This window comes from Burkholderia sp. KCJ3K979 (assembly GCF_016759955.1).
GTDB lineage: Bacteria > Pseudomonadota > Gammaproteobacteria > Burkholderiales > Burkholderiaceae > Burkholderia > Burkholderia orbicola.
In genome coordinates, this window is sequence record NZ_JACFYV010000045.1 from 14,230 (window position 1) to 40,156 (window position 25,927).

General features: G+C 66.4%; 21 protein-coding genes. 4 read left to right on the plus strand and 17 right to left on the minus strand.

The features are described 5' to 3' along the window. Window positions 1–10: 10 nt before the first annotated feature. From H3O04_RS12980 to H3O04_RS13040, 13 genes are all read right to left on the minus strand, one after another. Window positions 11–1,300: a hypothetical protein gene (locus tag H3O04_RS12980; protein ID WP_023477344.1), complete on the minus strand. Its 1,290-nt coding sequence runs from the start codon at window positions 1,298–1,300 to the stop codon at window positions 11–13. Between the two features lie 36 nt (window positions 1,301–1,336). Continuing rightward, a complete protein-coding gene (locus H3O04_RS12985; RefSeq protein ID WP_006479197.1) occupies window positions 1,337–2,551 on the minus strand; it encodes a glycosyltransferase in 1,215 nt (404 codons plus the stop codon). 165 nt (window positions 2,552–2,716) lie between these two features. After that, window positions 2,717–3,877, minus strand: coding sequence for an acyltransferase family protein (locus H3O04_RS12990; RefSeq protein WP_124591590.1), 1,161 nt, complete (start codon window positions 3,875–3,877; stop codon window positions 2,717–2,719). A gap of 112 nt (window positions 3,878–3,989) precedes the next feature. Continuing rightward, entirely contained in the window at window positions 3,990–5,801 is a 1,812-nt protein-coding gene (locus tag H3O04_RS12995) for an alpha/beta hydrolase (RefSeq protein ID WP_202587841.1), read from the minus strand. Window positions 5,802–6,001: 200 nt separating this feature from the next. Further along, window positions 6,002–7,210 (minus strand): glycosyltransferase, encoded by a 1,209-nt coding sequence (locus H3O04_RS36655; protein ID WP_069231030.1) that lies wholly within the window; start codon window positions 7,208–7,210, stop codon window positions 6,002–6,004. A 112-nt stretch (window positions 7,211–7,322) separates the two neighbouring features. Then, window positions 7,323–8,561, minus strand: a complete 1,239-nt coding sequence (locus tag H3O04_RS13005) for a hypothetical protein (RefSeq protein WP_023477338.1) — start codon at window positions 8,559–8,561, stop codon at window positions 7,323–7,325. Further along, complete coding sequence (locus H3O04_RS13010) at window positions 8,558–9,991, minus strand: DUF6418 domain-containing protein (protein ID WP_237666270.1); 1,434 nt, start codon at window positions 9,989–9,991, stop codon at window positions 8,558–8,560. Before H3O04_RS13010 ends, H3O04_RS13005 begins: the two co-directional genes overlap by 4 nt. 11 nt (window positions 9,992–10,002) lie before the next feature. Beyond that, window positions 10,003–11,184, minus strand: coding sequence for a glycosyltransferase (locus H3O04_RS13015; RefSeq protein WP_023477336.1), 1,182 nt, complete (start codon window positions 11,182–11,184; stop codon window positions 10,003–10,005). A 42-nt stretch (window positions 11,185–11,226) separates the two neighbouring features. Further along, window positions 11,227–13,449 carry a GNVR domain-containing protein gene (locus H3O04_RS13020; protein ID WP_105798204.1) on the minus strand — a complete coding sequence of 741 codons (2,223 nt, stop codon included), beginning with the start codon at window positions 13,447–13,449 and terminating at the stop codon, window positions 11,227–11,229. A gap of 227 nt (window positions 13,450–13,676) precedes the next feature. Further along, on the minus strand, window positions 13,677–14,249 hold the full coding sequence (gmhB, locus tag H3O04_RS13025) for a D-glycero-beta-D-manno-heptose 1,7-bisphosphate 7-phosphatase (RefSeq protein WP_006479202.1): 573 nt from the start codon (window positions 14,247–14,249) through the stop codon (window positions 13,677–13,679). Further along, window positions 14,239–14,970 carry a nucleotidyltransferase family protein gene (locus H3O04_RS13030; RefSeq protein WP_237666271.1) on the minus strand — a complete coding sequence of 244 codons (732 nt, stop codon included), beginning with the start codon at window positions 14,968–14,970 and terminating at the stop codon, window positions 14,239–14,241. The genes gmhB and H3O04_RS13030 overlap by 11 nt, the downstream gene beginning before the upstream one ends. After that, on the minus strand, window positions 14,967–15,548 hold the full coding sequence (locus H3O04_RS13035) for a D-sedoheptulose-7-phosphate isomerase (protein ID WP_023477332.1): 582 nt from the start codon (window positions 15,546–15,548) through the stop codon (window positions 14,967–14,969). Before H3O04_RS13035 ends, H3O04_RS13030 begins: the two co-directional genes overlap by 4 nt. Beyond that, a complete protein-coding gene (locus tag H3O04_RS13040) occupies window positions 15,545–16,591 on the minus strand; it encodes a GHMP family kinase ATP-binding protein (RefSeq protein WP_027805847.1) in 1,047 nt (348 codons plus the stop codon). Before H3O04_RS13040 ends, H3O04_RS13035 begins: the two co-directional genes overlap by 4 nt. 520 nt (window positions 16,592–17,111) lie before the next feature. Between H3O04_RS13040 and H3O04_RS13045 the strand changes: the two genes are divergently transcribed. Beyond that, a complete protein-coding gene (locus tag H3O04_RS13045) occupies window positions 17,112–18,218 on the plus strand; it encodes a polysaccharide biosynthesis/export family protein (protein WP_023477330.1) in 1,107 nt (368 codons plus the stop codon). Between the two features lie 481 nt (window positions 18,219–18,699). Beyond that, window positions 18,700–20,901 (plus strand): glycoside hydrolase family 3 C-terminal domain-containing protein, encoded by a 2,202-nt coding sequence (locus H3O04_RS13050; protein WP_202587843.1) that lies wholly within the window; start codon window positions 18,700–18,702, stop codon window positions 20,899–20,901. Window positions 20,902–20,982: 81 nt separating this feature from the next. On the opposite strand, the gene H3O04_RS36545 is transcribed toward H3O04_RS13050, so the two are convergent. Then, the gene (locus tag H3O04_RS36545) at window positions 20,983–21,105 is read right to left on the minus strand and encodes a hypothetical protein (protein WP_012338296.1); all 123 of its coding nucleotides are present in this window, start codon (window positions 21,103–21,105) and stop codon (window positions 20,983–20,985) included. Beyond that, window positions 21,105–21,683: a DUF4865 family protein gene (locus H3O04_RS13055; RefSeq protein WP_202587844.1), complete on the minus strand. Its 579-nt coding sequence runs from the start codon at window positions 21,681–21,683 to the stop codon at window positions 21,105–21,107. The genes H3O04_RS36545 and H3O04_RS13055 overlap by 1 nt, the downstream gene beginning before the upstream one ends. 130 nt (window positions 21,684–21,813) lie before the next feature. Between H3O04_RS13055 and H3O04_RS13060 the strand changes: the two genes are divergently transcribed. Beyond that, window positions 21,814–22,671, plus strand: a complete 858-nt coding sequence (locus tag H3O04_RS13060; protein ID WP_202587845.1) for a LysR family transcriptional regulator — start codon at window positions 21,814–21,816, stop codon at window positions 22,669–22,671. A gap of 271 nt (window positions 22,672–22,942) precedes the next feature. Next, window positions 22,943–23,530 carry an IMPACT family protein gene (locus H3O04_RS13065; RefSeq protein WP_006479209.1) on the plus strand — a complete coding sequence of 196 codons (588 nt, stop codon included), beginning with the start codon at window positions 22,943–22,945 and terminating at the stop codon, window positions 23,528–23,530. A gap of 77 nt (window positions 23,531–23,607) precedes the next feature. On the opposite strand, the gene ppk2 is transcribed toward H3O04_RS13065, so the two are convergent. Beyond that, on the minus strand, window positions 23,608–24,558 hold the full coding sequence (ppk2, locus tag H3O04_RS13070; protein WP_011547877.1) for a polyphosphate kinase 2: 951 nt from the start codon (window positions 24,556–24,558) through the stop codon (window positions 23,608–23,610). An 87-nt stretch (window positions 24,559–24,645) separates the two neighbouring features. Further along, a partial coding sequence (locus tag H3O04_RS13075; RefSeq protein WP_202587846.1) for an OmpW/AlkL family protein occupies window positions 24,646–25,927 on the minus strand: 1,282 nt, incomplete at its 5' end.

Below are 25,927 nucleotides of genomic sequence, written 5' to 3' on the forward strand. Positions count from 1 at the left end.
CGCCCGCGCGTCAGTGCACGACGACGGCCGTCGACACGACGTTCTGGATGAACGGCTTGCCGACCGCCTTGATGAAGTAGGTGCCTGCCCGGCCGTCCGGCAGCGGCATGCTGGTGGTATCGGCCGGATAGCGGCCGGCCAGGCTGAACGTTCCGTCGCCGAGTTGCTCGTACAGCTCGAGATGGTCGACGGTTTCCGCATGGGTGATCCGCACGGTCACGCTCGCGCCCACGGGCTGCGCGTCGATTGCGGTGCAACTCGCGATGCCGGTTTCGAGTGCGCTGCCTTCCTCGTAGTCGTTCCATGTGATCAGCTGAACGAACGGCAGTTGCCGCTGCACGCTGTAGCGTTCGTTGATGCTCCTGAACGTGTCCAGCCAGGTCCGGCCGCACGACGGCGCAAGAAAGCGCGGCGCCGCGGCGCCCCACGATGCCTTCGTATCGTCGAAGCCGCTCCACACGCCGCCGACCGTGATCGCCCCCGGCGGCTGGTTCCGCGCGATGTCGTAGAAGCGCTCGCGATACAGCAGGTCGCGCCGCGTACCGATCGCTTGCGGCGTGGCCCGCGGCGACGGCTGCGCCCACACATACGCGCCCTTGCTGTACGGAAGATCGAAGCCCTGCGCCAACGTATGAATCCAGTAGATGTCGGGGTATGCGGCGTGAATCCGTGCCCAGTCGGCCTTCCCGACCGCATCCATCCCGAACTCGGACACGACCGGATGACCGTCGTAGCGCAGGTATTGGCTCGACGTGAAGTATTCGCGGCTGATGTACGCGAGGTTGTGCAGGATCGTCTCGGTCAGGTCGCAGCCGCGGCACGCATTGAACTTGAAGGAACCGCTGTCGATCATGATCGAGAACGTCATCCCGGGAAACTTCGCCAGTTCGGGCAGCGATGCCTGCCACGCGGTGTCGACGAAATGGCCCGCGCCGTACCAGTCGACGATCACGCCGTCGATGCCTCTCGAACGCATGTCGGCGAAGGTGCGAAACGCCTGGTGGGGATCGTCGGACCGATAGCCGACGTTCACGCCGCGCGGGTCGGGGCCCCACCACGGCAGATAGTGCGCGAGCACCTGCGTGGTGCTGCCCGAATACAGCAGCGTGTGCACATCGATTTTCGATATCGACGACGTGCCTGCGAGCAGCCCGTTCGACGATCCCTTGAAATCGCGGCTGCCGGACGTATTGGCCGGCGCGAGCGCTGCCACCCGCTCGCCGCCATGGCTGGAGCCGGAACCGGCCGACAGCGCCAGCGCACCCAGCGCGACCGCCGCAATACGTCGCAATGCCCGCATGACCTTTCTCCCGCGTGAGTGTCGCGGCGGCACGCCTTAACCGCCGTGCTGCCCGCCGAGCCCCATCCACGACGCAAGCTGGGCCGCGTAGCGCGACGGCGTGTAAGCCGAACAATCGTAGTGTCGATCGGCGGTGTGCAGGTGGCGCCCCAGTTCATCGAGCGCCCCCGTCAGGCCCGCCGGCGAATTCCGGTACAGGATCTTGTTGCCGATCTCGCTGCCGAACGTCGACAGGCTGCCGATCTCGTGCGCCAGCACCGGTAGCCCCAGCGTGGCGGCCTCGACGAGCACGAGCGGCGCGTTTTCGGCCCAGACGGACGGCAGGACCAGTGCATCGTGGGCGCGCAGCGCATGAAACAGCTCGCCGTGCCCGAGTCGCCCGGCGAAACGCAGCCGGCCGGCCTCGACCAGATCGTGGTGGCGCGTTTCGAGCTGCGCGCGCAAGGTCCCGTCGCCGTAGAGCGTCAGGGTACCGATACGGTGAAACGCCGTCTGCCGCGCCAGTTCGATGAACTCGTGAATGCCCTTCTCCGCGTCGAGCCGCCCCACATAGGCGAGATCGAACTGCTCGCGATCGCCCACGCGCGGCGGGAACGGCTCCGCCAGCGTGCTCACCGGATTCGGCAGCAATGCGGTTCGCGTGATGCCTCGCTGCGCCAGCGCCGTACGCATGTACGGGCTCGGGCACAGGAACAGGTCGAATACGTCCCGCGGATTGCAATACGCGTACACCGCGTGCCAGTGCAGTTTCTTCACCGTGTCGTGCAGCCGCCCGCGCGGGCTCGCCAGTGCGAGCAAGCGCGCCGGATTCGACAGCGCATCGACCGGAACCGGCACCGGACGCCCGTCGCGATAGGCGAGCAGGTTCGGGTTGTAGAACACCAGATGGTAGTCGTGGCACGTCAGATACGTGCGGAATCCCTGCTCGCGGCGCCGCCGCGCGAGCACCGGCAGGATCGATTGCGTCAGCAGATTGTGATAGTTGTGCACCAGCACGCGATGCGGACGCACGTCGTCGAGCAACGCCGCCAGCGCGTTCGCCGCGGCGCGATTCCAGCCGCGCGTGAGCGCGCCTGCGCCCGCCGGGAAATTGGTCTCGTCGAACGAGGTCACCTCCACGTCCGGGATGTTTCGCAGCACCTCGATGGAGGTCTGGTAGACCTCCTCCGCGCCACCCTTGCGCGCGTAGTCGTTGACGACGACGATGCGCGTCGCTTCCTCCCGGGAGCCGATTGACGACAAACCGTTCAATTCGATATCCCAAACGTGTGTTGAACCATCCGGTATCGCGACATGCCGCCGCAATCGTCGTGCACCACCGTACTCGCCAGCATCATCGCCGCTCCATACCGTTCATTCCATTCGTATCGGCAACGCGGGATCGCCGCGCCGCGTCGTTTCGTCCGTCCGCGCGTGTCATCCGTTCCCGACCGGGTCCTGCGTCGCATTGACCGGCCGATTGCCGAGCGGCAGATCATCGCGCGGCCGCGACGCGGTCAGGTGATGCGCGAGCCGCACGCAGGGCGCCTCGCAATACCGGTAGCTCAGGTACGACAACGCAATCAAAGGCACGACCGGAACGATCATGTAGACGCCCAGCGGCCATCCGGTCCATCGGTAGTGTTCGCACAGCCAGTAGAAGCCGAACAGCGGGATCGCGTGAAACAGGTAAATCGAGTAGCTGACCTCGCCCAGCTTCGCCATCCCGCGCGCGCGGACTTTCAATACCGTCGCCATCGCCACGAAGATCGCGATGCCGGCCACGTAAGCCAGCGACGACGGCAGATGGTCGACGTTGTGATGCCGCCAGTCGTTGGCCGCCCCGACGAGCGCCACGCCGACGATCATCGCCGTCAGCAGGCCCGCCACGGACCGGTACGTCAGCGTGATGCCGCCACGCCCTCGGCTCACCCGCACCGTGCCGAGCGGTTGGTCGTAAGCCTGACGAAAGCATGCACCCCAGAACATGATCGCGAGGTGGTACGGCATGGCCTTGTACTGGCCCAGTGTGTCATCGGGAAAGACGTGCAGCGCGACGGTGATCACGAACACCGCACACAGCCCGATGCAGGCGAACGACAGGTCACGCATCCGGTGCAGCCCGCCCCACCAGAACAGCACGAGGCAAAGCCCGTAGAAATACAGTTCCGTTTCGAGCGTCCAGTAATGCCCCATGACCGGTTCCTGCCCGAACGCGGTCGGGATCATCGTCGCATTGGCGATCAGCAGCGCCGCACTCACCGGTTTGCCGAACAACGTCCAGAAGACGACGCAGCCGATCGGAATGGACAACCAGAATGCCGGATACAGCCGCAGGAAACGGCGGATCAGGAAGCGCCGCGTGCCCGGTCCCGCCTGGCCGCGCAAACTGACCGGGATCAGCAGACCGCTGATGCCGAAAAAGACCACCACGCCGATCCGTCCGAAATTGACCGAGCGCTGCAGCGTGTCGAGCCACTGCTGAGCGCCCGCCAGCGCGACGAACCGCTCGGCGTAGTGTGTCCAGATGACGAGCAGGACCGCGACGGCGCGCATCGCATCGATATGGTCCAGACGTCCGGAGTGTTCGGAATGCATCGTCAGGGTCGCGTAGAAGCCGGGCGGTATCGCCAGAGAACGGATGCGTTACCGTAGCACCGCCTCCGTGCGCCGACTGTTCGACATGTGACACAGCCCGGCCCGGATCGAATCACGCCGGCGACTCCGCGTTGATGATCGTCGCCGCCGTCGCGCGGCGCGATTCGAGCCCCTTGACGAATTCGCTGCACAGCCCGACCACCGCGTCGGCGGCATGCGAACCGAATACGCTGTGATCGAGATCGTCGAGCACGACGGCACGCGCGCCGGCAAATCGCGACAGCCGCTTGCCGCGCGGCCCGAAATACATCGTCACCAGATCGAGGCTGCTGTCGTATGCACCGCAGACGAACAACGCGCTCACCTCCTTGCGCTGCAGCGTACGCAGGATCTCGTGCGGATCGACCGGCATCGTCTCCGCGCACGACCAGCCGGCGATCCGGCGTCGCCACGCGCCGATCCGCACCGCCAGCGCCGTGGTCGAGCGCTTCAGCACGAGCCGGACGAACGGCATGATCTTTCGATCGCCGCTCAGCACCTGCTTCCACTTCTTCAGCTCGAAGAACGAGGAGCGGTAACCGGCCATCGAATTGGGGCGATGCTGGCGCAGCGCATCGGTCGAGATGCCGTCGGGCACGTGGAAGCGCTGGAGGTTCACCGATATGACGCCAGACAGCGCGCGTCCCGCGAGCGCCGCACGCAATGCGCTGTATGCGCCCGAGCAGATGCCGAACGACACGACCTGTCGATACCCCTGCTCCTTCAACCAGTGCGCGGCCGTCGCGACGTCCTCGACGACGGCGCTCGAATAGACCGGCTGGCGCTCATCTTGCCGCGAACCGGCGCCGTGCACCGGCGAGCTGTCGCCGATCCCACGTCCGTCGAAGCGCAGCGACGCGATGCCGCGACGCGCCAGCTCACGGGCAATCCGCACCGACAGCCGGCTGTCGCCGACGTGCGGACTGGCCGACGTGTTCGTGATCAGCAGCACCGGCCCACGGTCGTGCATCTCGTGCGGCGTGCACAGGATGCCGAACAGGCGGCCGGCCACGCCGAATCTGACCGGCCGCTCGCATGCTTCGGGCGTGCGCAGCATCAGGTCGGGTTCCCAGTCCGTTTTCAACACGGCGCGCGACGACGGCCCCTGCCGGCCATCGGTGGCCGCGATCCAGTCGACGACGGCATCGAATACGCGCATCGGCAAGCTGGAGAACGTCGTCTCCTGCATGAACGCCGCATAGCCTTCGAACGGCCTTTGCTCGACTTTGCCGCCCAGCGCTTCGAGCCGCTTCTGCAGCGCGTCGGTGCCGCCGGCGCTCATGTCGACGATCAGCGTTCTCGATGCCGGCGCACCGGTGCGGTCCTTCAACGCGTCGATCGCGTCGAATGCATTGAGCCGCGTACGGAACGCCGCACTGTAGACCTGCCCGAGCACGTTGAGCGGCGCGTCTTTCGGCTGGGCCGCGCGCAACGGCGCCGGCAACTGGTCGAGCCAGATATTGCGCATGATCGACAGTTCGCGCACGTAGCTGCGTCCGCTTGCCACCGGCGCCAGCAACACGAGCTGGTCGACTTCGCATCGGTCCGCCGCCAGCAACGCGAATGCCGCGCCCAGCCGCAGGCCGCACAGCGTCACCCGTGCGACGCCGGTTTCCTCGCGCAATCGCGCGATGGCCGCGCACACGTCGTCGACGGCCGTTTCGAACTGGTCGTTCGCGCCATCGGCCCCTGCGGAATCGCCGGTGCCGCGGTAATCGAAACGCAACACCGGCATTCCGCTCGCCGACAGGCGATCCGCCAGATTCCGCATGCCGCCGTGACTCCAGACGGATTCGTGTCCGTAAGCGTTGCACAGGACGACGCCCCGCGTCCCGTTGCCCGGATGCAGCCATCCGAACCGTCCGCCAAATATGATCGGTCTCATTTTCTATTAGGTATCGGTGAAGAATGGGTACGGCGTCCGACGGCCCGACTGCTGAATCGATCGGCCGCCGGACGGCGAATCGCTCGCGGAAGCCTTTCCCCTTTCCGGTATCCATGCCGCACATGCAAGGTCCGGAAGCCGGCCGGCCGCGAGCCGTTCGAATCACACCATCGAGGCCCTCCTCTTCGTTGCGGCGCCCGTCACGACGGGCTACCGGCCGGCGGCGCGATCAGCTCGCGCCACCGACGATCGAATACCGGCATGCTGAAATGCTGCTCGCAGTAGGCGGCGAAGCGTGTGGCCGCCGCCACGACGCGATCCAGATCCGCGGCCGGATCGGCGACGAACCGCTCCAGTCGCGCGTCGCTCATCGCAAGCGCCTCGTCGTGGAATCCCAGCCCCTCGAAGGCGGCTTCGTTGCCGACCGGCACGCAACCGTACGAAACCGCCTCCAGCACCTTCGACTTGATGCCGCCGCGCAGAAACGCAGGACACAACGCGATCGAGCACCCGGTGTAGACATCCGCCTGGGTCGGCGCGAATCCGGCGAATTCGACGTTCGGAACGGGCGCGTACCGGCCGGCCATGCGCCCGTAGATCACGAGCGGCGTAGCCGGCCGGATACGCGCCCACAACGCCACCAGGTATTCGATCGCGAGGCGGTTCTGCAACTGCCGGTCCGAACCGATGAAGACGAACCGGAACGGCGCCGTCGGACGCCGCATCGGCACCAGCGCATGCATCGGCGGCGCGATCACGTGCGTCTTCACGGCCTCGTCGTTCGTGAGGGAGCGCCGCAGCGACTGCGCGTCCTCCGTCGAAACCAGCGTAACGGCATGCGACGAGTCGATCGCCGCGCGCTCCTGCCGTTTCAGCGCGAACGCTTCATAGCCGAGGAATGCGTTGCGGACCAGCCTCGCGTTGGCGAGCCTGACGAACGGCCCCGGAATCGACTTCTCCAGATACCCGGCCGACAACGGAAAATCCTGTTCGCGCAGGATGTTCGCGCGGCGCGACATGAGGTCGTCGAAATCCACGACGATCCGGCAGCCCGGCACGCTGCGCCGCACCAGGATCGCGTAATCGACGAGCCGGATGCCGTCGAAATAGATCACGTCCGGCTTGATCGTCTCGACGGCGCGCAGCAGCGCCGTGCGCTTGCGCGGATGCGAGAACATCGCCACCTGAAGCGCACACGGCGCGCCGCGCAACACGCTCCATCCGACCCGCACCGCGGCCCCGATCTTCGCGCGCCAGCCGCCGTCCTCGAACACCGACCGGATCTTGAATTCGGTCACGTCCATGTGGTCGCCGATCGCCTTCCGGATGAAGCTCAGCGTGCGCTCCCGCCCGTTCGATACGTCCTGCGGAATGTCCCGCGTCATCACCATCAGCACCCGGTTTTTCACGAGCAACCTCCCCAACGATTCGAAACCTTCCCGATTCCTTGCCCCGTCGGCGCATGCCGGCGCACGCGTGCGGCCCGTTGCCGGCACGGCGAACGACCGCCCGCGCACCCGCTCATGGCCGCTCCCGGTTGAACGCGAGATTGCCGAGCACCACGCACCAGAACACGACGAGCGATACCGCAATGCCCGTCGACGGCGCATACATCACCAGCGCGCGCGGCATGACGAACGGCGCGGCGACGATCGCCGCGACGATCAGCACCTGCTTGATCATGATGAGCCGGTAGCGGCGCACGGCCAGGAGCCACGTGCTCAGCCCCGCATCGACGAACGTGGCGATCGCGCAGCCGGTCGCGTAGATCATGATCGGCACGCCCTGCACGAACGCGGGCCCGTAGATCATCAGGAACACCTTGCGGCCGACGAAGTAGCTGCCGACCCACGCGATACAGCCGACGAGGCCGAGATACAGGCCGAGCTTCAACGCCTTGGCGCGCACGAGCGGCTCGGTCCGCGCCGAAAAGACCATGCTCGGCGCCAATGCCAGCGCCAGCGTCGTGCCGACCGAATTCCATTGTTCGACCAGCGACGCCGCCGACGCATAGATGCCGAGATCGGCCTTGGACACCAGCACGCCGAGCAGCAGCCGGTCCATGCGCAGTACCAGCACGCTGGCCGCGATGGCCGGCCAGATCCGCAGCCCGCGCACGACCAGCGCTTTCGTGACGGCCGCGCTGCCGCGAAACGATTTCGGCGACTTCAACGCCAGTTCCCGATAGCGGCTGAACGGTGCCGCGGCCGCCACGCAGGCTTCGAGCGGCCACGCGAACGCGGCGACGATCACGCCCAGCGACGCGTGTGCCGCGATGTACAGCCATAGCACGCGCACACAGCTGGCGTACGCCCTCGCCCGCGTGATCACCCATGGTTTCGATTCGGCATAGGCCATCAGCGAACCGAGCGCGATCGGCTCCACGATCAACGCGAAGGCCGCGATCAACGTGAGCTCGGATACGCTCGACGGCCGCATGACGATCACCACGATCCCCATGAACAGCAGCATGACGGCCAGCGTGAGCGTGAGCCGCAGGCGGAATGCGCGGTAGACGACCATGTGCCGCAGACGCGGGTGCTTGCCGAGGATCGGCTGGATCACCTGTGCGCCGAAAATCAGCGCGACGCTGCCGATCACGTAGGCCAGCGACAACGCGAACTGCAGCTCGCCGAACAGCCGCGCGCCGTAGATGTTCGCGAACAGGTGATTGCTTGCGATCGCCGCGAGCGCCCCGATGATCTTTTCGCACACCACGCCCGCGAACGACGAAAACAGGAGCCTGATGAACGCGTTCAAGATGTCCCCGTCCGCATCGCATCGGCGTGCATGCGCCGCGCGTCGATGCAATGCCACCAGATCAGCGCGATCGCCAGGTAGAACAGCGTGCGCGCACCGAACAGCGTCCAGTAATCACCCTGCTGCATCGCATAGGTCGCGTAGGCAAAGATCTTCGTGGCGAGCCACAGCATCACGATCCCGCCGCGCATCGCGACCAGGATCAGCATCGCGCTCGCCACGCCGTAGATCGCGCCCGTCAGCGCAATGAAGAGCGCGCCGCCCGCATAGCCGAACCAGTAGACCGGCACTGCCATGTTGCCCATCGTGAACGTCACGTCGTCGAACACGTAGGCCTTCAGGATCTCGGGCGTGCCGTACGACAGCATCAGGTCGCGCAACCCGCTCACCGGCGCGTCGCTGAAGAACGTCGGCTCGGTGAACGAGCCCAGCGAATCGATGAAGCGGCCGAATGCCGCCATGCCACCGAACGTCGGCGCGCCGAACAGGTGTGCGTCGCCGTCCACCACGTACCACGCCTGCCCCTGCTCGAGAAACCGCGACACCACCGTTTCCGCGATGTCGAGCCCTTGCCCCCGGTATGCGTAGAACACCGACACGCTGCCGATCACGAGCGCGATGACCGAGCCGATTCCCAGGTAACGCATGACCGGCTTGCCGTTCATCGCGTGGATCGCGATGAACGGGATCAGGATCGTCAGGCAAACGTGCAGCACGGCCATGAACTGTTCGCCATGCAACGCCTCGAGCACCAGATCGACGGCGATCAGGCACACGGACGTCCAGCGCAAGACCCGGTTCGAACTCGTGCAGAAGGTGCCGAGCAGCACCGCGACGAACGTCTGGTTGTTCAGGAACAGGTTGAACAGCGTGCTGTTCGACGCGTCGTTGCGCAGCGCGTAGCGGTTCACGCCGCTCAGCACCGCGAAGCCGCCGGTCAGGCCGGCCAGCACGCCCGTCGCGAGGATCGCGCCGACCAGCCCCAGCCCGAGCGCCACGCTGACCGGCTGAAGCGTCATCCGCGCACGGATCGGCGAGTGGACGGCGCGCGCGTTCAGAAGCCGGTCGAACGTGAACAGTGCGCACGCGACGAAAATGACATAGAACGACAGCAGCCGGCTGAACGCACCGTTCGCGACACCGAAGATGTCCGTTTCCCGCAGGAAACCGCCGGATTCGATCCCCACGCCGGCTACGAATGCGGTCAGGCCGATCACGAGCGTGTACAGGATCGACACGGCGAATACCGGACGTGCGACGATCAGCGCGATCAACCCCGCGACCGCCACCAGCAATGTGCAGGTCGCGCTCGGCTCCATCTCGCCGAGCGCCGGCAGCATCGCATTGACGCTCAACGCAAGCACGAGCAGCGTCGACACGGCCATACCCGTGAGCGCCACGGTCCGGCCGTCGGCCCGAATCGTTCGCATCGGCGCCTCTTTCACGCTGGTGCCCGGCCGGCGCGCGGCCGGTCGTGCACGGCTCGCTCCAGCGCATCGTGCAGTTGAGCGCTGACCGCGCCGGACGAAAAGCGCCGTGCGTTCGCCCGCCCGGCGCTCACCAGCGCAGCGCGCAGCGACGGGTCGCCGGCGACGCGTTCGATCTGTCGACCCCATTCGGCGGCATCCATCGCATTGGCGACGGCCACGAACGAGTCGCCCATCGTATAGCGGTACACCGGCAAATCGGTCGCGACCACCGGCACGCCGACGAACTGCGCTTCGATTACGGTGCGACCGAATCCTTCGTGCAACGTCGGCGATACGTACAGATCCGATGCCTGGAAAAAGTAGCCGAGATCCTCGTCGCCGACGTTCTCGACGAAATGAGCGGAAATGCCCGCCTGGGCGGCGATGCCGCGGCATTCCTCGCGGTTCGCCTGGTTTTGCGCGCTCCCTACCCGCAGCATCATCACGTCCTTGCGTCCGAGCGACGCGAGCGCGCGAAACAGCGTCGCATTGTTCTTGCGCGTTTCGTCCGAGCCGACGTTCAGCACGACCCACGCTTCACCGGTGTCGATGCCGAAGCGCGCGAGCAGCATCGCGCGCGCCCGTGCACGCACCTCGGCGTCGATCGGCGCATAGCGGTCGTCGAATGCATTGGGCACGACCTGGATCCGGTCGGCACGAATGCGCAGATCGGCCAGCGCTTCCTGCGCGGTCACGTCGGACGGCGCGAGCACCACGTCCGCGGTCGCAATCAGCGATTGCGTCAGCCGCATGTACGCATTCTTCAACTGCTCGACGACGCCGCGCACCTGCCCCGGACGCTGCACGTGATGCAGCACGATGCCGACGCGGCCGCCCGCCCAGCGAATCAGCGGAATCATGAAGGCCAGGTCCTCCTGGTACAGCATCACGAAGTGCCCCGCGCGCGCCGCCGCGATCGCACGCAGCGGATACAGCACGAATTGTGTCCAGTAGCGCCTCAACGAACGCGGTTCGGCCGGAATGTCGACCGGCTCCACGTCGAATCCTGCCAATGCCGGGATGAAGTCGATACATTTGAGGCTGTATCGCATGACGCCGTTCCAGCTCACCGGCCGCGGCCCGAGAAACCACACGACCCGCACCGCGGGCGCTTCGCGCCGCAGCCCGTCATTGCCTGCCATCGAATCACTCATGCGTTGCGCTCCTCGCCCGGTTGCATCGCGTTCCCCGTGCGATCACGCGCGCGCCGCGGCGAAGCCGGCGCCCATCCGGCGAACGCCGCGCAACGGCGACGGCTCGAAACCGTTGAACACCAGCCCGTCGATGCGCACCCCGATCTTGCCGAGGTTGTCGAGCGCGTCCGTCATGCCGGCCGAGTTCGCCGAACCCTGGCGCACCACCAGCAGCGTCATGTCGGCCACCCGCGACAAGGCCTCGATGTCGGCCACCGGCAGCGCGGCCGGCGCATCCACGATGACCATGTCGTAGCCGCTGCGCAGCGACACGACCAGCTTGTCGAGACGCGCGATGTCGAACCGGTTGCGCACCGACGTGCGCTGGGTTCCGGCGGGCAGTGCATCGAGCTGCCCGGCCACGCGGGTAATCGCCTGGTCGGCCGGCAGCGTGCCCTTGAGTACGTCGGACAGCCCCTGCGTCGCGGTGACCGGCAAATAGCGATGCAACGCCGGCGCACGCAGGTTGGCATCCACGATCACCGTCTTGAGCCCCCTCTCGGCGAACAGGTACGCGAGATTGGCGGCAATCATCGACTTGCCTTGCGCGGGCGCCGCGGACGACACCAGCACGACCTTCGCGTCGCCGCCATAGGCCGCCAGCCGGTGCCGCAACGTCAGCGCCAGGCTGTCCATCGCGTCAGCGAGCGGCTCGTCGGCCGGCGCCTGCGTCGCGAAGAACGCCGGCGTTCCGTGCGCATCCGCGTCGGCCTGGCGGCGCGAATTCGGCAGAATGCCGAGCATCGGGATACCGAGCGCCGCTTCCAGCTCATGCGGATCGCGAATGCGGCCGGCCAGCAGTGCACGGCCCTGCGCCGCGAGAAACCCGAGCATCAGCCCGATCACCGCGCCCGCCAGGATCGCCATCAGGCGTTTCGGCCGGATCGGCTTGTCGCTGACGACCGCCTTGTCGACGACCGATGCGTTGCCGACCGTGCCGGCTTCCGCGATCTGCAACTGCTGCGCATTGTTCAGCAAGCCGACATAGAGCTGGTTGTTGACCTCGACGTCACGCGCGAGACGCAAGTACGTCTGCTGCTGCGACGGCAGGCGCGCAGCCTTGTCCTTCAACACGGCGGCCTGCTTGTCGAGTTCCTTCAGCTTGTTGGCCGCCGCAACGACCTGCGGTTGCCCCGGCACGTATTTCGACAGCAGATCCTGATACTCGAGCCGCGTTTCGAGCCGCGACTTGTCGACGAACGCCAGTTGCTCGACCAACAGCCGGATATCGCCCTGCGCGTCGATCGAACCCTGCTGATTGCGGAACGCGTTCAGCGCCTGCTCGGCCTGTTGCAGCCTGGCCTTGACGATCGGCATCTGCGCGTTGAGGAACGTGAGGGTGCGCTCGGCATCGTCGGCGCGGCGTCTCGCGTTGAAGTTCAGGTAGGCCGCGGCGATCGCATTGAGCATGCGCGCGGCAAAAACGGGATCGGCATCCTCGAAGCTCAATTGCATGATGCCCGACTGACGCTTCGTCTCGGTCACGCCGAGTTTCTTCAGGATTGCTTCGAGACGCACGTCGGTGGCGACGCGTCGCACCCGGAATTCCGCGCCCGGGTGCGCGACGATCCGTGCCACGTCCACGCGATAGCCATTGCTCGCGCTCGGCACGCCGACCACCCCGCTCAGCAGCACCTGGCCGCTGCGGTCCGTCAGCTGGAATCGATTGCCGTCGAGATAATCGAACGTCAGCGCCTTGCCGACCTGCGCGGCCGGCACCTCGAACGCACTGAACTCCAGACGCTCGCCGCCCCATGCCCACGACGACATCCCGAACGGCGCGTCGACGAGGCCGTTCGCATCCTTCGGCAGGAACGACCCGATCAACCCGCCGACGATCGGAAACCGGTTCTCGACCGACACCTCCGCCTGGGCGGCCGTCGCGTTCATCGCTTCCATGACGACCGAGCGCGAACGGACGATGTCGATTTCGCCGACCACCGCCGAATTCTGGATATCGAGCGCCTTGGAGATCGACGACAGCGATCCCAGCGCGCTGGCCTTGTTCTCCTCGATCTGGATCAGCGTATCGGCCGAATACACGGGCGTGGCCGCCATCGCATAGACGATCGCCAGCAGCAGGCACGCCGCGAATACGGCCGCAAACAGGCGCCCGTTGTCGAGCACGTTCTCCAGCAAATCGATCGGCGACAACCGCGTCGCATGTCCGGCAGCCTGTTTCGGTTCGTTCTGATGCCCGGTCAATGCAGGTCGGTCCATCTTCATGCTGAACTCCAGAATGGAAGATCCGGCTGGCTTCGCCGCTTTACGCGTGTTGTGATTCACGTTCATGTCTTTGAAAATCCGGCTGGAAACCCTTCAGTGCCGCCCGGGAGCGCGTTGCGTCGGGAACCTGGATGCCCCGCGCTTCCCGACCGGCGCAACGGCCGGCCAGCCGTCGTCGAGTCCTCGTTGGTTTCATTCCGGCGTGCCGTCGTCGATACTGCCGCCCGCTACACGCCCGCCGCGGCGATTCCCGTGCGTTGCAGCGCCGCGCCGACGTCCGACAGCCGCGCGACAACCTCGGCCGCCGGATCGGCTTGCGCATGTCCGGGCCGGTCGCCCACGAACAGGAACCGACGCCCGACACCCGCGCGCGCACCGGCGTCGAGATCGGACGGCTTGTCGCCGACCAGGATCGACGCGGACAGGTCGAGGTCCAGATCGCGCCGCGCGTCGTGCAGCATGCCGGGCTGCGGCTTCCGGCAGGCGCATGCTTGCCGGTAGCGGCCCATTCCGGCCACCGGGTGATGCGGGCAAAAATAGACGCGGTCGATTCTCGCGCCACGCTCGTCGAACCTGCGTCGCATCCAGTCCATGAATGCGACGAATTGCGACTCCGAAAAATATCCGCGGCCGATCCCGGCCTGATTCGTCACGACGACCACCTGATACCCGGTCGCATTGGCCAGCCGCACGAGATCGAAGATGCCGTCGACGAACACGCAGTCTTGCTGGCGGTGCACGTAGCCGTAGTCGACGTTGATCACGCCGTCGCGATCCAGGAACAGGGCTTTAGGCTTCACTGGTCCCGGTCTCCAGCATCAACGGAATCACCGTCTGCGCGCGCCGGTAGTCCGCCGGCACGCCGATGTCGATGAACGCCGTGACCTCGGGGAATACGCGGATGTCGAGCGCGTCGACCCGTTCGGCCAGGAAATCCTGCTCGAACGAGAATTTCACCGGCAGCGCGAAGCCGAGCAGCTTGCGCGCGTTGACGACATACGTACCTGCATTGATGTAGCCCGGCGCCGGCCGCTTCTCGCGGAATGCCGACAGCCGGCGCGACGTCGCATCGAATTCGAGCGTACCGTAGCGCGACGCATCGTCGACGCGCGTCGCCGCCACGACAAGATCGGGGCGCATTGCGTGATGGAATGCCGCCAACGCGCGCAGATCCAGATTCGACAACGTATCGCCGTTCATCACGATCATGTCGCGCGCACCGTGAGCATTCAGCGCATGAACGATCGCGCCGCCGGTGCCGAGCGGCTCGTCTTCCTCGATCACGGAAACCGCGATGCCGAAGTCGCGCGACGTCACGAACGACTTGATCGGGTCGCTGCCGTAACCGAGCGACAGCACGACCTCCGTCACGCCCTGCTGCTGGAGCCCGCGCAGCATCCAGGCCAGGAACGGCTCGCCGTCGATCAACGCGAGCGCCTTCGGCAGCGCGTCGCCCAGCACCGGGCGCAGCCGCGTGCCGAGTCCGCCGGCAAGGATCAGGCAGGGCAGCATCGCGCTCATGCAAAGATCCGCTCTTCGACGATGCCGCAAATGATGTGGCCGCACACGAGGTGCCCCTCCTGGATCTTCGGCGTCGACGCGGACGGAATCTCGATGCAGATGTCGGCACGCCTGCGCATCTCGGCGGCGCCGGGTCCGTTGCCGGTGAAGCCGACGGAAAACATGCCGGCTGTCCGCGCCACTTCCAGCGCGCGGAGAATGTTCGGCGACCGCCCCGACGTCGAGTACGCCCAGAAGATGTCGCCGGGGCGTCCGGTCGCCTGAATCTGGCGCTCGAACAGCTTCTCGTAACCGTAGTCGTTGCCGATCGCGGTCATCACCGAGCTGTCCACGGTCAGCGCAAACGCCGCGAGCCCGGGTCGGTCGAAGTTGAAACGGCTGACGAATTCGCCGGCGATATGCTGCGCGTCCGCCGCGCTGCCGCCGTTGCCCGCGAGCAGGACCTTGTTGCCCGTCCGCAGCGCTTCCGTCACGCGTTCGGCCACCTGCTCGACCCGCGCCAGTTGCTCACGGTCGGATACGAGCGCCGTCAGCACCGCGAGCGTCTGGCGAATTTCGCTCTCTGCCCCGATCGTCATTGATTCTTTCTCCACGACTGCGCACCGATGTCGGTGAACGTACAGTTGAGCACCTGGCCGTTGATTCCGTTGTATGCGTCCAGCGCGCGCATCACGGTCGACCGGTCGACCGGGTCCACGAAGAACATCATGAAACCGCCACCGCCCGCACCGGACACCTTGCCGGCCTTCGCACCGGCCCGGACCGCGACCCGGTACAGGTCGTCGATCATCGAGTTCGAGATGTTCTTCGCCATCCGTTTCTTCGATTCCCACGCGTCGCGCATCGACGCGGCGAACGCATCGAAATCGGCGCGCAGCACGGCCTCTTTCATGCGTACGGCTTCGTCCTTGACTTCGTGCAACGCAGCGAGCGAATCGACGACGCCTTCCGTCACGTTGCTGCTCTGTTCCTTGATGATGTTGGCCGACTCGCGCGATACGCCGGTGTAATACAGCACGAGCGACGCCTCCATCTCGGCCTTGATTTCCTGCTTGATCCGCAGCGGATTGACGATCACGCGATCGCCATAAAACTCCATGAAGTTCAACCCGCCGAACGTCGCCGCGTATTGATCCTGCTTGCCGCCGGCAAGCCCGAGATCCTCTCGCTCGATGTCGTGCGCGAGATGCGCGATGTCGTATTCGCCGAGCGGCAACGACAGCAGTTCGCAGAACGCCCTGACCAGCGCGACGACGATCGTCGACGACGAGCCGAGCCCGGACCCCGGCGGCGCCTCGGAACACGTCGTGATCGTGACGGCCAGCGGATGACCGCCATGAAAATCCCGCACGATCCGGTTGTAGACGCCGACATGCAGCCCGAGCCCGTTCTGCACTTCGAGCACCGGCGACACCGGGCCGATCCAGCGCGTATCCGTATCCGCCGCCACCAGTTCGATCTTCGCGTCGTCGCGCGGCGCGATCGACGCATACGCAAATTTCTCGATCGTCACATTGAGCGCCAGACCGCCGAACCGGTCCGAATAAGGCGGCACGTCGGTTCCGCCGCCGCCCAGACCCAACCGCAAAGGCGCCCTCGAACGGGCAATGAAGCGTGTCATGAAATCTCTCGCAGACAGTGAGTCGGCCGTCGGCACGATGCCGTTCGCGCTCCCGCACATTCGGCCGGGAATGCACGACCATGTTCGTTGGCGCCACTATGCGATAGATGTCCGGCACGCTGCGTGCGATGGCTTACATTAAGCCGCCAGCGCTCAATCGAAGCGTCCAACCTGCGTTACGCTCTGTTCGCGACCGGCACGGCGACGTGCGAACCGGCATCGAAATCGCCGTCACGTCCCCGCCCCCGCATGACGACTTCCTTCCGTCATTGGCAATGTTTGACAATCGATGCCGGAAGCAGCGTCGCCGCGAACGACGCGCGGATTGCCGTGCGCCTGAACGCCGCCCGCGAGCGTCGTCACGATGTGCAGAACGAATCGAGGGTGCGACAAGCGCTTTCGATTCGATCCGGATAACGTATCAATCGATTCAACGATGCTGGATAAAAAAATGAAAATTGCTCAACCGCTGGATTCCGTGGCGCCGGGCCACCCTCGCACAGCCATGCGCCGCATGGCCATGGCATTCTCGTTCGCGACCATCGCGACGTTGTCCGCATGCACGGTGCCAGGGCAGCACATGAGTTCGACCGCGTTGCCGGTCACGACCGCCGACAATGGCGACGTCACCAGCGACATGCAGGTTCCGGTCAAGCAGATCGACCTGACGCAGATCGAACAGATCCGGGCCGAGCAGAAACGCGCACCCGGTACGTCCATTCCGCCGAACCTGTTCGCGAAGTCCGACATGTACCGGATTGGTGCCGGCGACGTGCTGCAGATCACGGTGTGGGATCACCCGGAATTCGCGACGGCCGCCGGGCAGCCGGTGCAGAACACGAAGGCCGCGGACGCCGCGCCCGGCTTCGTCGTCGACAGCAACGGCAACGTGCAGTTTCCGTATGTGCCGCATCCGATCCATGCGGTCGGAAAGACCGTCGCGCAGCTCCAGCACGAGGTCAGGGCCGAGCTCGCCAAGGTGTTCGTCAAGCCGCAGGTCACGGTTCGCGTCGCGTCGTTTCGCGCCACGCAGGTCTATATCGACGGCGAGGTCCGCAATCCGGGCGCACAGCCGATCAACGACATCCCGATGACGCTGATCGAAGCCGTCAGCCGCGCGGGCGGCTTTGCGCCGACGGCGGACCAGAGCCGCGTCACGATCACCCGCAACGGCACGATCTACCCGCTGAACGTCGCGCAGATGATGAAGACGGGGAAAAACCCGGCGGACATCATGCTGAGACCCGGCGACATGCTGCATGTGAGCGCGCGCGACGACAATCCCGTGTACGTGATGGGCGAAGTGGTCAGGCCGCAAGCCGTCGCACCGCTGCGCGACGGCTCGCTCACGCTCAGCGAAGCGCTCACGCAGGCCGGCCAGCTCAACCAGCAGACGTCGAATGCGAAACAGGTGTTCGTGCTGCGCAAGGCCGCCGATAGCGCGCCCGTCATCTATCATCTCGACATGCAGTCGCCGGTATCGATGCTGCTCGCGAACCAGTTCCCGCTCGCGTCGAAGGACGTCGTGTATGTCGACAACACCGGGCTCGTCCGCGCAAGCCGCGTGCTGAACCTGCTGCTGCCGGCGATCAGCGCGGGGTTGACGGGCGCACTCGTCACGAAGTAATCGCACTTTCCGCACGCGGGGAGCGGATTCGCCCGATGCGCCCTCCCCGCATTCGATGCGCACGCAACGAGCCGGTCTCCGCCCGACGCATTCCCATGCAAAACCGCTTGCACCCAGGTACTTCTTACCCGACCAAACACGCCTCGTCGGGAACGATGACCGCCTTTCCACCCCACCCAGCGCGACTACGAAATAAAGATCACACGGATCGGTAGAAACACCGATGCTGTAGTCAAACTACATTCATACCATTGGTCGCAGCAGAGAATCGCTACACCCGATTCGACAGTGCGGGACGGGCTGCGTCGCCGCCCGCATTGACTGGTCGAGCCCAACCGGCCGTAACGATTCCCCGCCTGGCCTGGCATGCCGACGCGCAACCACCCTGCACCGCCAGCCGAATCCGTCCGGTGCGAATCCACCGGACGTGCGCAGCTCCAGACATCATTCGAACAACCGGCAATACGATCAGGAGAGCAACATGCGGGACAAACTCTGGCCGGCCGTCGTGCTGGCAGCGACCCTCTGCACCACTGCCTACGCCGGCGACGCCGATTTCAATGCGCAGGGCGACGCGACCGACGCGTTCGCATCGGCCGCCGCGCAACGGCGCGCCGACCTGCTCGTGCGCAAGATGACGCTCGACGAGAAGCTTCAATTCATTCATTCGCAATACGAAATGTCCAAGGTGCCGGGCGGCGGCGCCGGCTACATCCAGGGCGTGCCGCGGCTCGGCATTCCCGATCTCAACATGGTCGATTCGGCGACCGGCTCCGGCAGCACGTCGCAGGCCAGCACGACGTTCCCGGCCACGATCGCGGTCGCCGCGAGCTGGGATCGGCGGCTTTCGTACGACTACGGCAAGCAGGTCGCGATCCAGTTGCGCGCGCAAGGATTCGGGATGGGCCTCGCCGGCGGCACCAACCTCGCACGCGAGCCGCGCGGCGGCCGCCTGTTCGAGTATCTCGGCGAGGATCCGCTGCTCGCCGGCGACCTGCTCGCCGAACGCACGCTCGCCACGCAGCGGCAGAAAGTCATCGCCACGATCAAGCACTACGCGGGCAACGAGCAGGAGCACGGCCGGATGGGCGGCAATACGCAGATCGACGAACGCACGCTGCGCGAGCTGTATCTGCTGCCGTTCGAGATCGCCGCGAAACGCGGGCGGCCCGGTAGCGTGATGTGCAGCTACAACCGCCTGAACGGCACCTATGCATGCGAGAACCCTCATCTGCTGAACGACGTGTTGAAAAACGAATGGGGCTTCCAGGGCCAGGTGCAGTCCGACTGGGGCGCCACGCACAGCACCGCCGCCGCGATCAATGCCGGGCTCGACGAGGAAGAAGACGTCGGGCCGAGCGTGTACCTGACGCCGGCGGCCGTCAAGCAGGCGATCGCGAACGGCTCGGTGTCGACCGCGCGCCTCGACGACATGGTGCGCCGCAAGCTCGCCGTGATGATCCGCGTGGGCGTGATGGACGATCCGGCCCAAGGCGGCGGCACGATCGATTTCGCGGCCGGGAACCGGTTCGCGCAAGCGGCTTCCGAGCAATCGATCGTTCTGCTGAAGAACGACGGCAACCAGTTGCCGCTGGTCGCGTCGGCACTGTCGCGGATCGCCGTGATCGGCGGCCATGCGGATGCAGCCGTGCTGTCCGGCGGCGGCTCGGGCAACACGCGCGACCCCGTATCCGGTTCGTTCGCCGGCTGCGGCGGCCTGACGTTCGGATCGTCGACCGGCTGCAGCTGGTGGCGCAATCCGTGGCTCAAGGTCGACGTGCCGATCGTCGCGGCGATCCGCGCGCTGGCGCCGGCCGCGCAGGTCACGTATGCGGGCAACAGCGACCAGCAGTCGCCGTTCCGCGCGTACACGCAGCAGGAGATCGACCAGGCCGCGGCGCTCGCGGGCCGCTCGGACGTCGCGATCGTCGTGGTCGCGCAGCCGGCCGGCGAGGATTTCGGCGATCTGCAGAGCCTGAGCCTCGCGAACCCGTCGAACCAGGATGCGCTCGTCGAGGCCGTCGCGCGCGCGAATCCGCATACGGTCGTGGTCGTCCAGAGCGGCAATCCGGTGCTGATGCCGTGGAAGGACAACGTGCCGGCCATCGTCGAGGCGTGGTATCCGGGCGAAGCCGGCGGCAAGGCGATCGCGAACGTGCTGTTCGGTGCGGTCAATCCGTCGGGCAAGCTGCCCGTGACTTTCCCGGCGCGCGATCAGGACTCGCCGACGTGGGGGCAAAACGGCGCGTTCGACACCGACCCGGTGTACGCAGAAAAGCTGAACATGGGCTACCGCTGGTATGACGCGCGCAACATCAAGCCGATGTTCGAGTTCGGCTACGGCCTGTCGTATACGCACTTCGCGTATTCGGGTCTGTCGGTGTCGAAGCAATGGGACGGCTCGCTGAGCGTCGCGTTCACCGTACGCAACGACGGGCGCGTGGCCGGCGCGGAAACGCCGCAGGTCTATCTCGGCGTGCCGTACAAGGACGAGCCGCCGAAGCGGCTGGTCGGCTGGGAAAAGATCCGGCTGAATCCGGGCGAGGCACGGCGGGTGCGCGTGACCGTGTCGCCACGGATGCAGAGCGTCTGGGATACGTCGCGCAACGGCTGGCGGGTCGTCTCGGGCGGGACCGTGTACGTCGGCGCGTCGTCGCGCGATATCCGCTTGCAAGGCCATTGAGCGAGCGGCGATGAAGCGACCGGGGCGCCGCGCATCGCATGCGCGGCGCCCCCGTGCCCACCACCACTGTGCTGAAGCGCGTTACCTGAACAGCAGCGCCAGCACCGTCACGAGCGCCGCGATCGTGACGATGCCCGCCGCCACACCCGCCAGATGCGCGGCAATCACCACGCCGGCCGGCAATCGCGATGCGATGCCGGCCATCACGCGCGACCCGCGTCCAGCGTGTCGAGCAACGGCCTCGCCAGATGCAGGACCTGGTACACGGTGCCCGCGCCGCCGTCGTCCGGTTCATGTTCCGTCACGAGCGCACGCGTCAACCGCCAACGCAGCGGATCGAGAGTGACGGCCGCCGCGACCACGCCCTGCCGAGCCGCCGCTTCGCGATTGCGTGCGATCTCCCGCGCCAGTGCCGCATCGAGATCGGCGTCCGCCGGAATCTCGATCGTTTCAAGACGCGCGAAACGTCCCGTCGACGCACTGCCCTTGCGCGCGTCGAGCGCAACTTGCGTGTCGATCGGCGCGCGGCCGAAGCTGTCCGTCACGACCTGATAGCGGCCGTCCGTCACGAACCGCGCGAACGCCTGTTCGTTGCGCCACAGGTAGAACGACGCATAGCCGTTTTCCGTTGCGCCGTGGCAGCCGGCCTCGCGCAGCAGGAATCCCTTGAACAGCAGGTCGGGCGTGTCGTCCCACAGCCGGCCACGCTCGCGCACGCGATTACGGATGACGTCGAGGTCGTAGTCCGCCGGCAGGCGGTGCACGTAGTACGCGGTCAGCATGATCGACTCCTGGCGAAAGAAACGGACGGCATTCCGGACGGCATGAACGCAGCGTAGAAGACCTTGAATCATTTGAAAATACGATGGCAGAATATTTCAATGATTCGATTCTGAAATGAACGAGGGTGCGATGAAAACGCTCGACATCGAAGCCGTGCAGGCCTTCGTGCTGACCGCCGACCTCAAGAGCTTCACGCGGGCCGCGGAAGCGCTGGACACGACGCAGTCCGCGGTGAGCCTGAAGATCAAGCGGCTGGAAGACGGGCTCGGTCGCCGCCTGCTGGAACGCACGCCGCGGCAGGTTCGCCTGTCGGCCGACGGCACCGCGTTCCTGGAGCCGGCGCGCGAACTGGTGGCCGCTCACCATGGTGCGCTCGGCGCCTTCGGCACGACCCTGCGACGGCTCGTGATCGGCGTCAGCCACCATGTCGTCGGCGCCGATCTGCCGATGCTGCTGCGGCGGATGAGCGAAGCGGAGCCGGCGCTGGTGCTGGAGATCCGCGTCGCCGCGTCACGCGACGTGCTCGATGCGTTCGATCGCGGCCGGCTCGATGCGGCCGTCGCGTTGCAGCACGACAGCCGGCGGCTCGACGGCGAAACCATTCTGTCGGAGTCGTTCGGCTGGATGGCGGCGGCCGATTTCGAATACCATCCGCCGCAACCGCTGCGGCTCGCCACGCAGGCCGAACCGTGCAGCGTGCGCCGCATGGCGGTCGACGCGCTGGACGAAGCCGGTGTCGCGTGGATGGAAGTCTTCGTCGGCGGCGGCGTGGCGACGATCGGCGCGGCGGTATCCGCGGGGCTGGCCGTCGCGGCGCTCGGGCATCGCGTGGCGCCCGCCGGCACCGTCGACGTGGGGATGCGCTACGGGCTGCCGCCGTTGCCGGCGCGCGACGTGGTGCTCTACTCGAACCTGACCGATGCGCACGCCCGGCAGGCGCTGCGCACGCTGGGCGCGGCGCTGCGGTCGTCGGTCGGCGTGCGTTGATGCCGTGCGCGGCATCGATGAATCGACTTGACCCACGCGCAGGAACGAAAGCAGCGCATGTCGCGCGCAGGTACCGTGCCCGATTCAAGCCATGCGCGCCATCCGGACCGCGGTCGCCGGCCAAACTGGATACCCTCGACCTGCGCCACGGTAAAATTCCGTCTTCGCCCCGCGCTCATGCAGACGACATCCATCGGTCCGCGGGCCCACACCACGAGCATCGACCGGCCATCATCACCTTGATTTCCCTACGCTTTCCGCGTCGCGACGCATGAGTTATTCGCTCGCCACCTCCTACCTCCGCGAACTCGAAATCCGCAAGAGCCGTTTCATCGCGTACGCGGTTCCCGTCGAGGACCGCGATGCCGCGATGCAGGTGCTGCAGCGCCTGCGCGACGAGCATCCGGCGGCCACCCACGTGTGCTGGGCGCTGCTGGCGGGCGGCCAGTCGGGTATGTCGGACGACGGCGAGCCGTCGGGCACGGCGGGCCGGCCGATCCTCGAAGTGCTGCGTCATCACGACCTCGACGGCGTGCTCGGCGCGGTCGTGCGTTACTACGGCGGCGTGAAACTCGGCGCGGGCGGGCTGGTGCGCGCGTACACGGATGCGATCGCGTCGGCGCTGCTCGATGCCGAGCGCGTCGAGCGCATTCGGCACACGCGGCTCGCGATCGAGATCGGCTACCCGGAAGAGGCACGCGTGCGCCGCTGGATCGAACAGGCGGGTTACGCGCTGGTGGACAGCGCGTACGGGATGACGGTAAAGCTCGTGATCAAGCTGCCCGAAGCCGCCGAAGCCGCGGCAAGAGCCGAACTGTTCGACCTGACGCAAGGACGCTCCGGCTTCCCCGACCTGTGATTGGATTCGCTCGATAGAAGACCGCGCGCCGCGTTGCACGGCGCGCCTCGGTGGCCGATCCAGCCGGCCCGAACCGCTCAATACACGTCCGGCACGATCATGTTGTCGGGCACCGGCCGGCGAATGTAATCCTCGTGATGCTCGCGCTGCGGCAGATCGATCGTCGGGCGCGGCACCTCGTGATACGGCACCTGGCCGAGCAGATGGTGAATGCAGTTCAGCCGCGCGCGCTTCTTGTCGACGGCCTGCACGACCCACCACGGCGCCTCCGGAATATGCGTGCGCTGCAGCATCTCTTCCTTCGCGGCCGTATAAGCCTCCCAGCGGCGGCGGCTTTCGAGGTCCATCGGGCTCAGCTTCCACTGCTTCAGCGGGTCCTCGATCCGGCTCTGGAAGCGCAGTTCCTGCTCGTGGTCGGTGATCGAGAACCAGTACTTGACGATCTGGATGCCGCTGCGCACGAGCATCTTCTCGAACTCGGGCACCGACCGGAAAAATTCCTCGTACTCGTCGTCGGTACAGAAATTCATCACGCGCTCGACCCCCGCACGGTTGTACCAGCTGCGGTCGAACAGCACGATCTCGCCGCCTGCCGGCAGATGCGCGACATAGCGCTGGAAATACCATTGCGTGCGCTCGCGGTTGTTCGGCGCCGGCAGCGCGGCCACCCGGCACACGCGCGGGTTCAGGCGCTGCGTGATGCGCTTGATCGCACCGCCCTTGCCGGCCGCATCGCGCCCCTCGAACAGGACGACGAGCCGGTGCCCGGTGTTCACGACCCAGTCCTGCAGCTTCACGAGTTCGCCCTGCAAGCGGAACAACTCGCGGAAATACGCCTTGCGCGCCTCGCGACGCTCGGGCGAGAACAGCACGTCCTCACCATTGTCGAAGCGGCGGTCGTCGAGTTCCATCTCGAGCTCTTCGTCGTAGGCGTCGACGAGATCTTCCTCGAAACGGCGCTGGCGCTCCTCCATCGAGCGCGTCTCGGTGCGGTTGTCGGTCTCGGTGCGGGTATCGTTGTCGCCCATGGGGCCTCCTTCCATCATTGACGCAGCCAAACTCGACCATTATCCCAGCGTCGCGCGTCAAATTCATGAAAATGGCCGGCTGCGCCGTCAGAAGCGGAAGTTCAGCAGCACGGTGGCCAGCACCGGGTTCGCCGAAATATCGAACGTATTCGACGCCAGCAGGCGGTTCGGCTGGTTGATGTCGAGCGTGATCCGGGTGCGCAGCGGGATGTAGGTCACCATCCCGGTGAGCCAGAACCGGCGCGTGATCTGGTAGCTCGCGCCAACGGTGAACACCGGCTCCCAGACGCTCTTCACCTTCGCCGACACATTGGTCCGCCCCGACAGCAGCAGATCGCCGCCGGCGTCCCAGATCCGCTGGAACAGCGCCGGATCGAGCAGCAGCGACTGCAGGCTGCCGATGTCCGCGCCGGCCGCGAGCAGCCCGCCGAGCGATGCGAGCTTGCGCTGGAACACGGGGTTCAGGTTCGTGTTCGTGAAACGCGTGTAGCTGACGCCGATGCCCGCGAACGGACGGAAACGGTCGTCGCGCTCGCCGAGGTAGTACTTGAACACGACCGAGCCGAGCCAGGCCCGCGTGGTCGCGAGCGGGTTGCTTTGCGTGTTGCCGAGATCGATCAGCGGAAAGCGCCCGTGGACGCCAGCAAAGATGCGGTCGAGCGGCAGCGCGATGCTGCCGTGCCCGCGCAGCGTCAGCACCGGCGGAATGCCGGCGCCCAGTTCGGCCGCCCAGTGCTCCGAGACAAAATGCGTGAACGTGAACGCCAGCGTGTTCGTATTGCTGAGCGACAGGCTCGAACCCGCGTTCTGGAAACTGTTCAGGCCGAGCGCGTCGGTGCGCGTCGTCACGGGCGTCGAGCGGCCGGTCGTCCCGACGAAGTGCCAGCCGAGGCCGACCATGTTGCGGTCGTCGCCCATCAGTTGCTCGAGCAAGGGCGGCGCCTGCGCGGCCGGCAGATCGGGCAGCCGCGACGGATCGACCGGATGCAGTTCGTACGGCATCCGGTCGGCATGGACGACGCCGCGCGCCGCTGCGTCGTCGGCCGGTGCAGCGTGCGTGGCGGCCGGATCGCAGCCGCCGCCGGTACGGCCGTCGTCGAAGCCGATGCCGTCCGCGCCCGCGTCGCCGGCGGCCTCGCAGGCGCGCGCTGCCGCGCCGGTTCGCTGCCCGAGCGTGATCTTGCGGGCGGTCAGCGGGATGGTATCGGGTTGCCGCTCGTCGCCCGACGCTTCGTTGCGTGCGCCGCGCGCCGGCCCCGCATCGGTCATCCATGCGCGCGCATCGAAACCCTCCGCATCGCCGCCCGGCCAGAAGCCGATCCCGTCGGCGCCGGCCTGCCAGCGCGGCGCGGCGTCGCCGTCGGGCTGC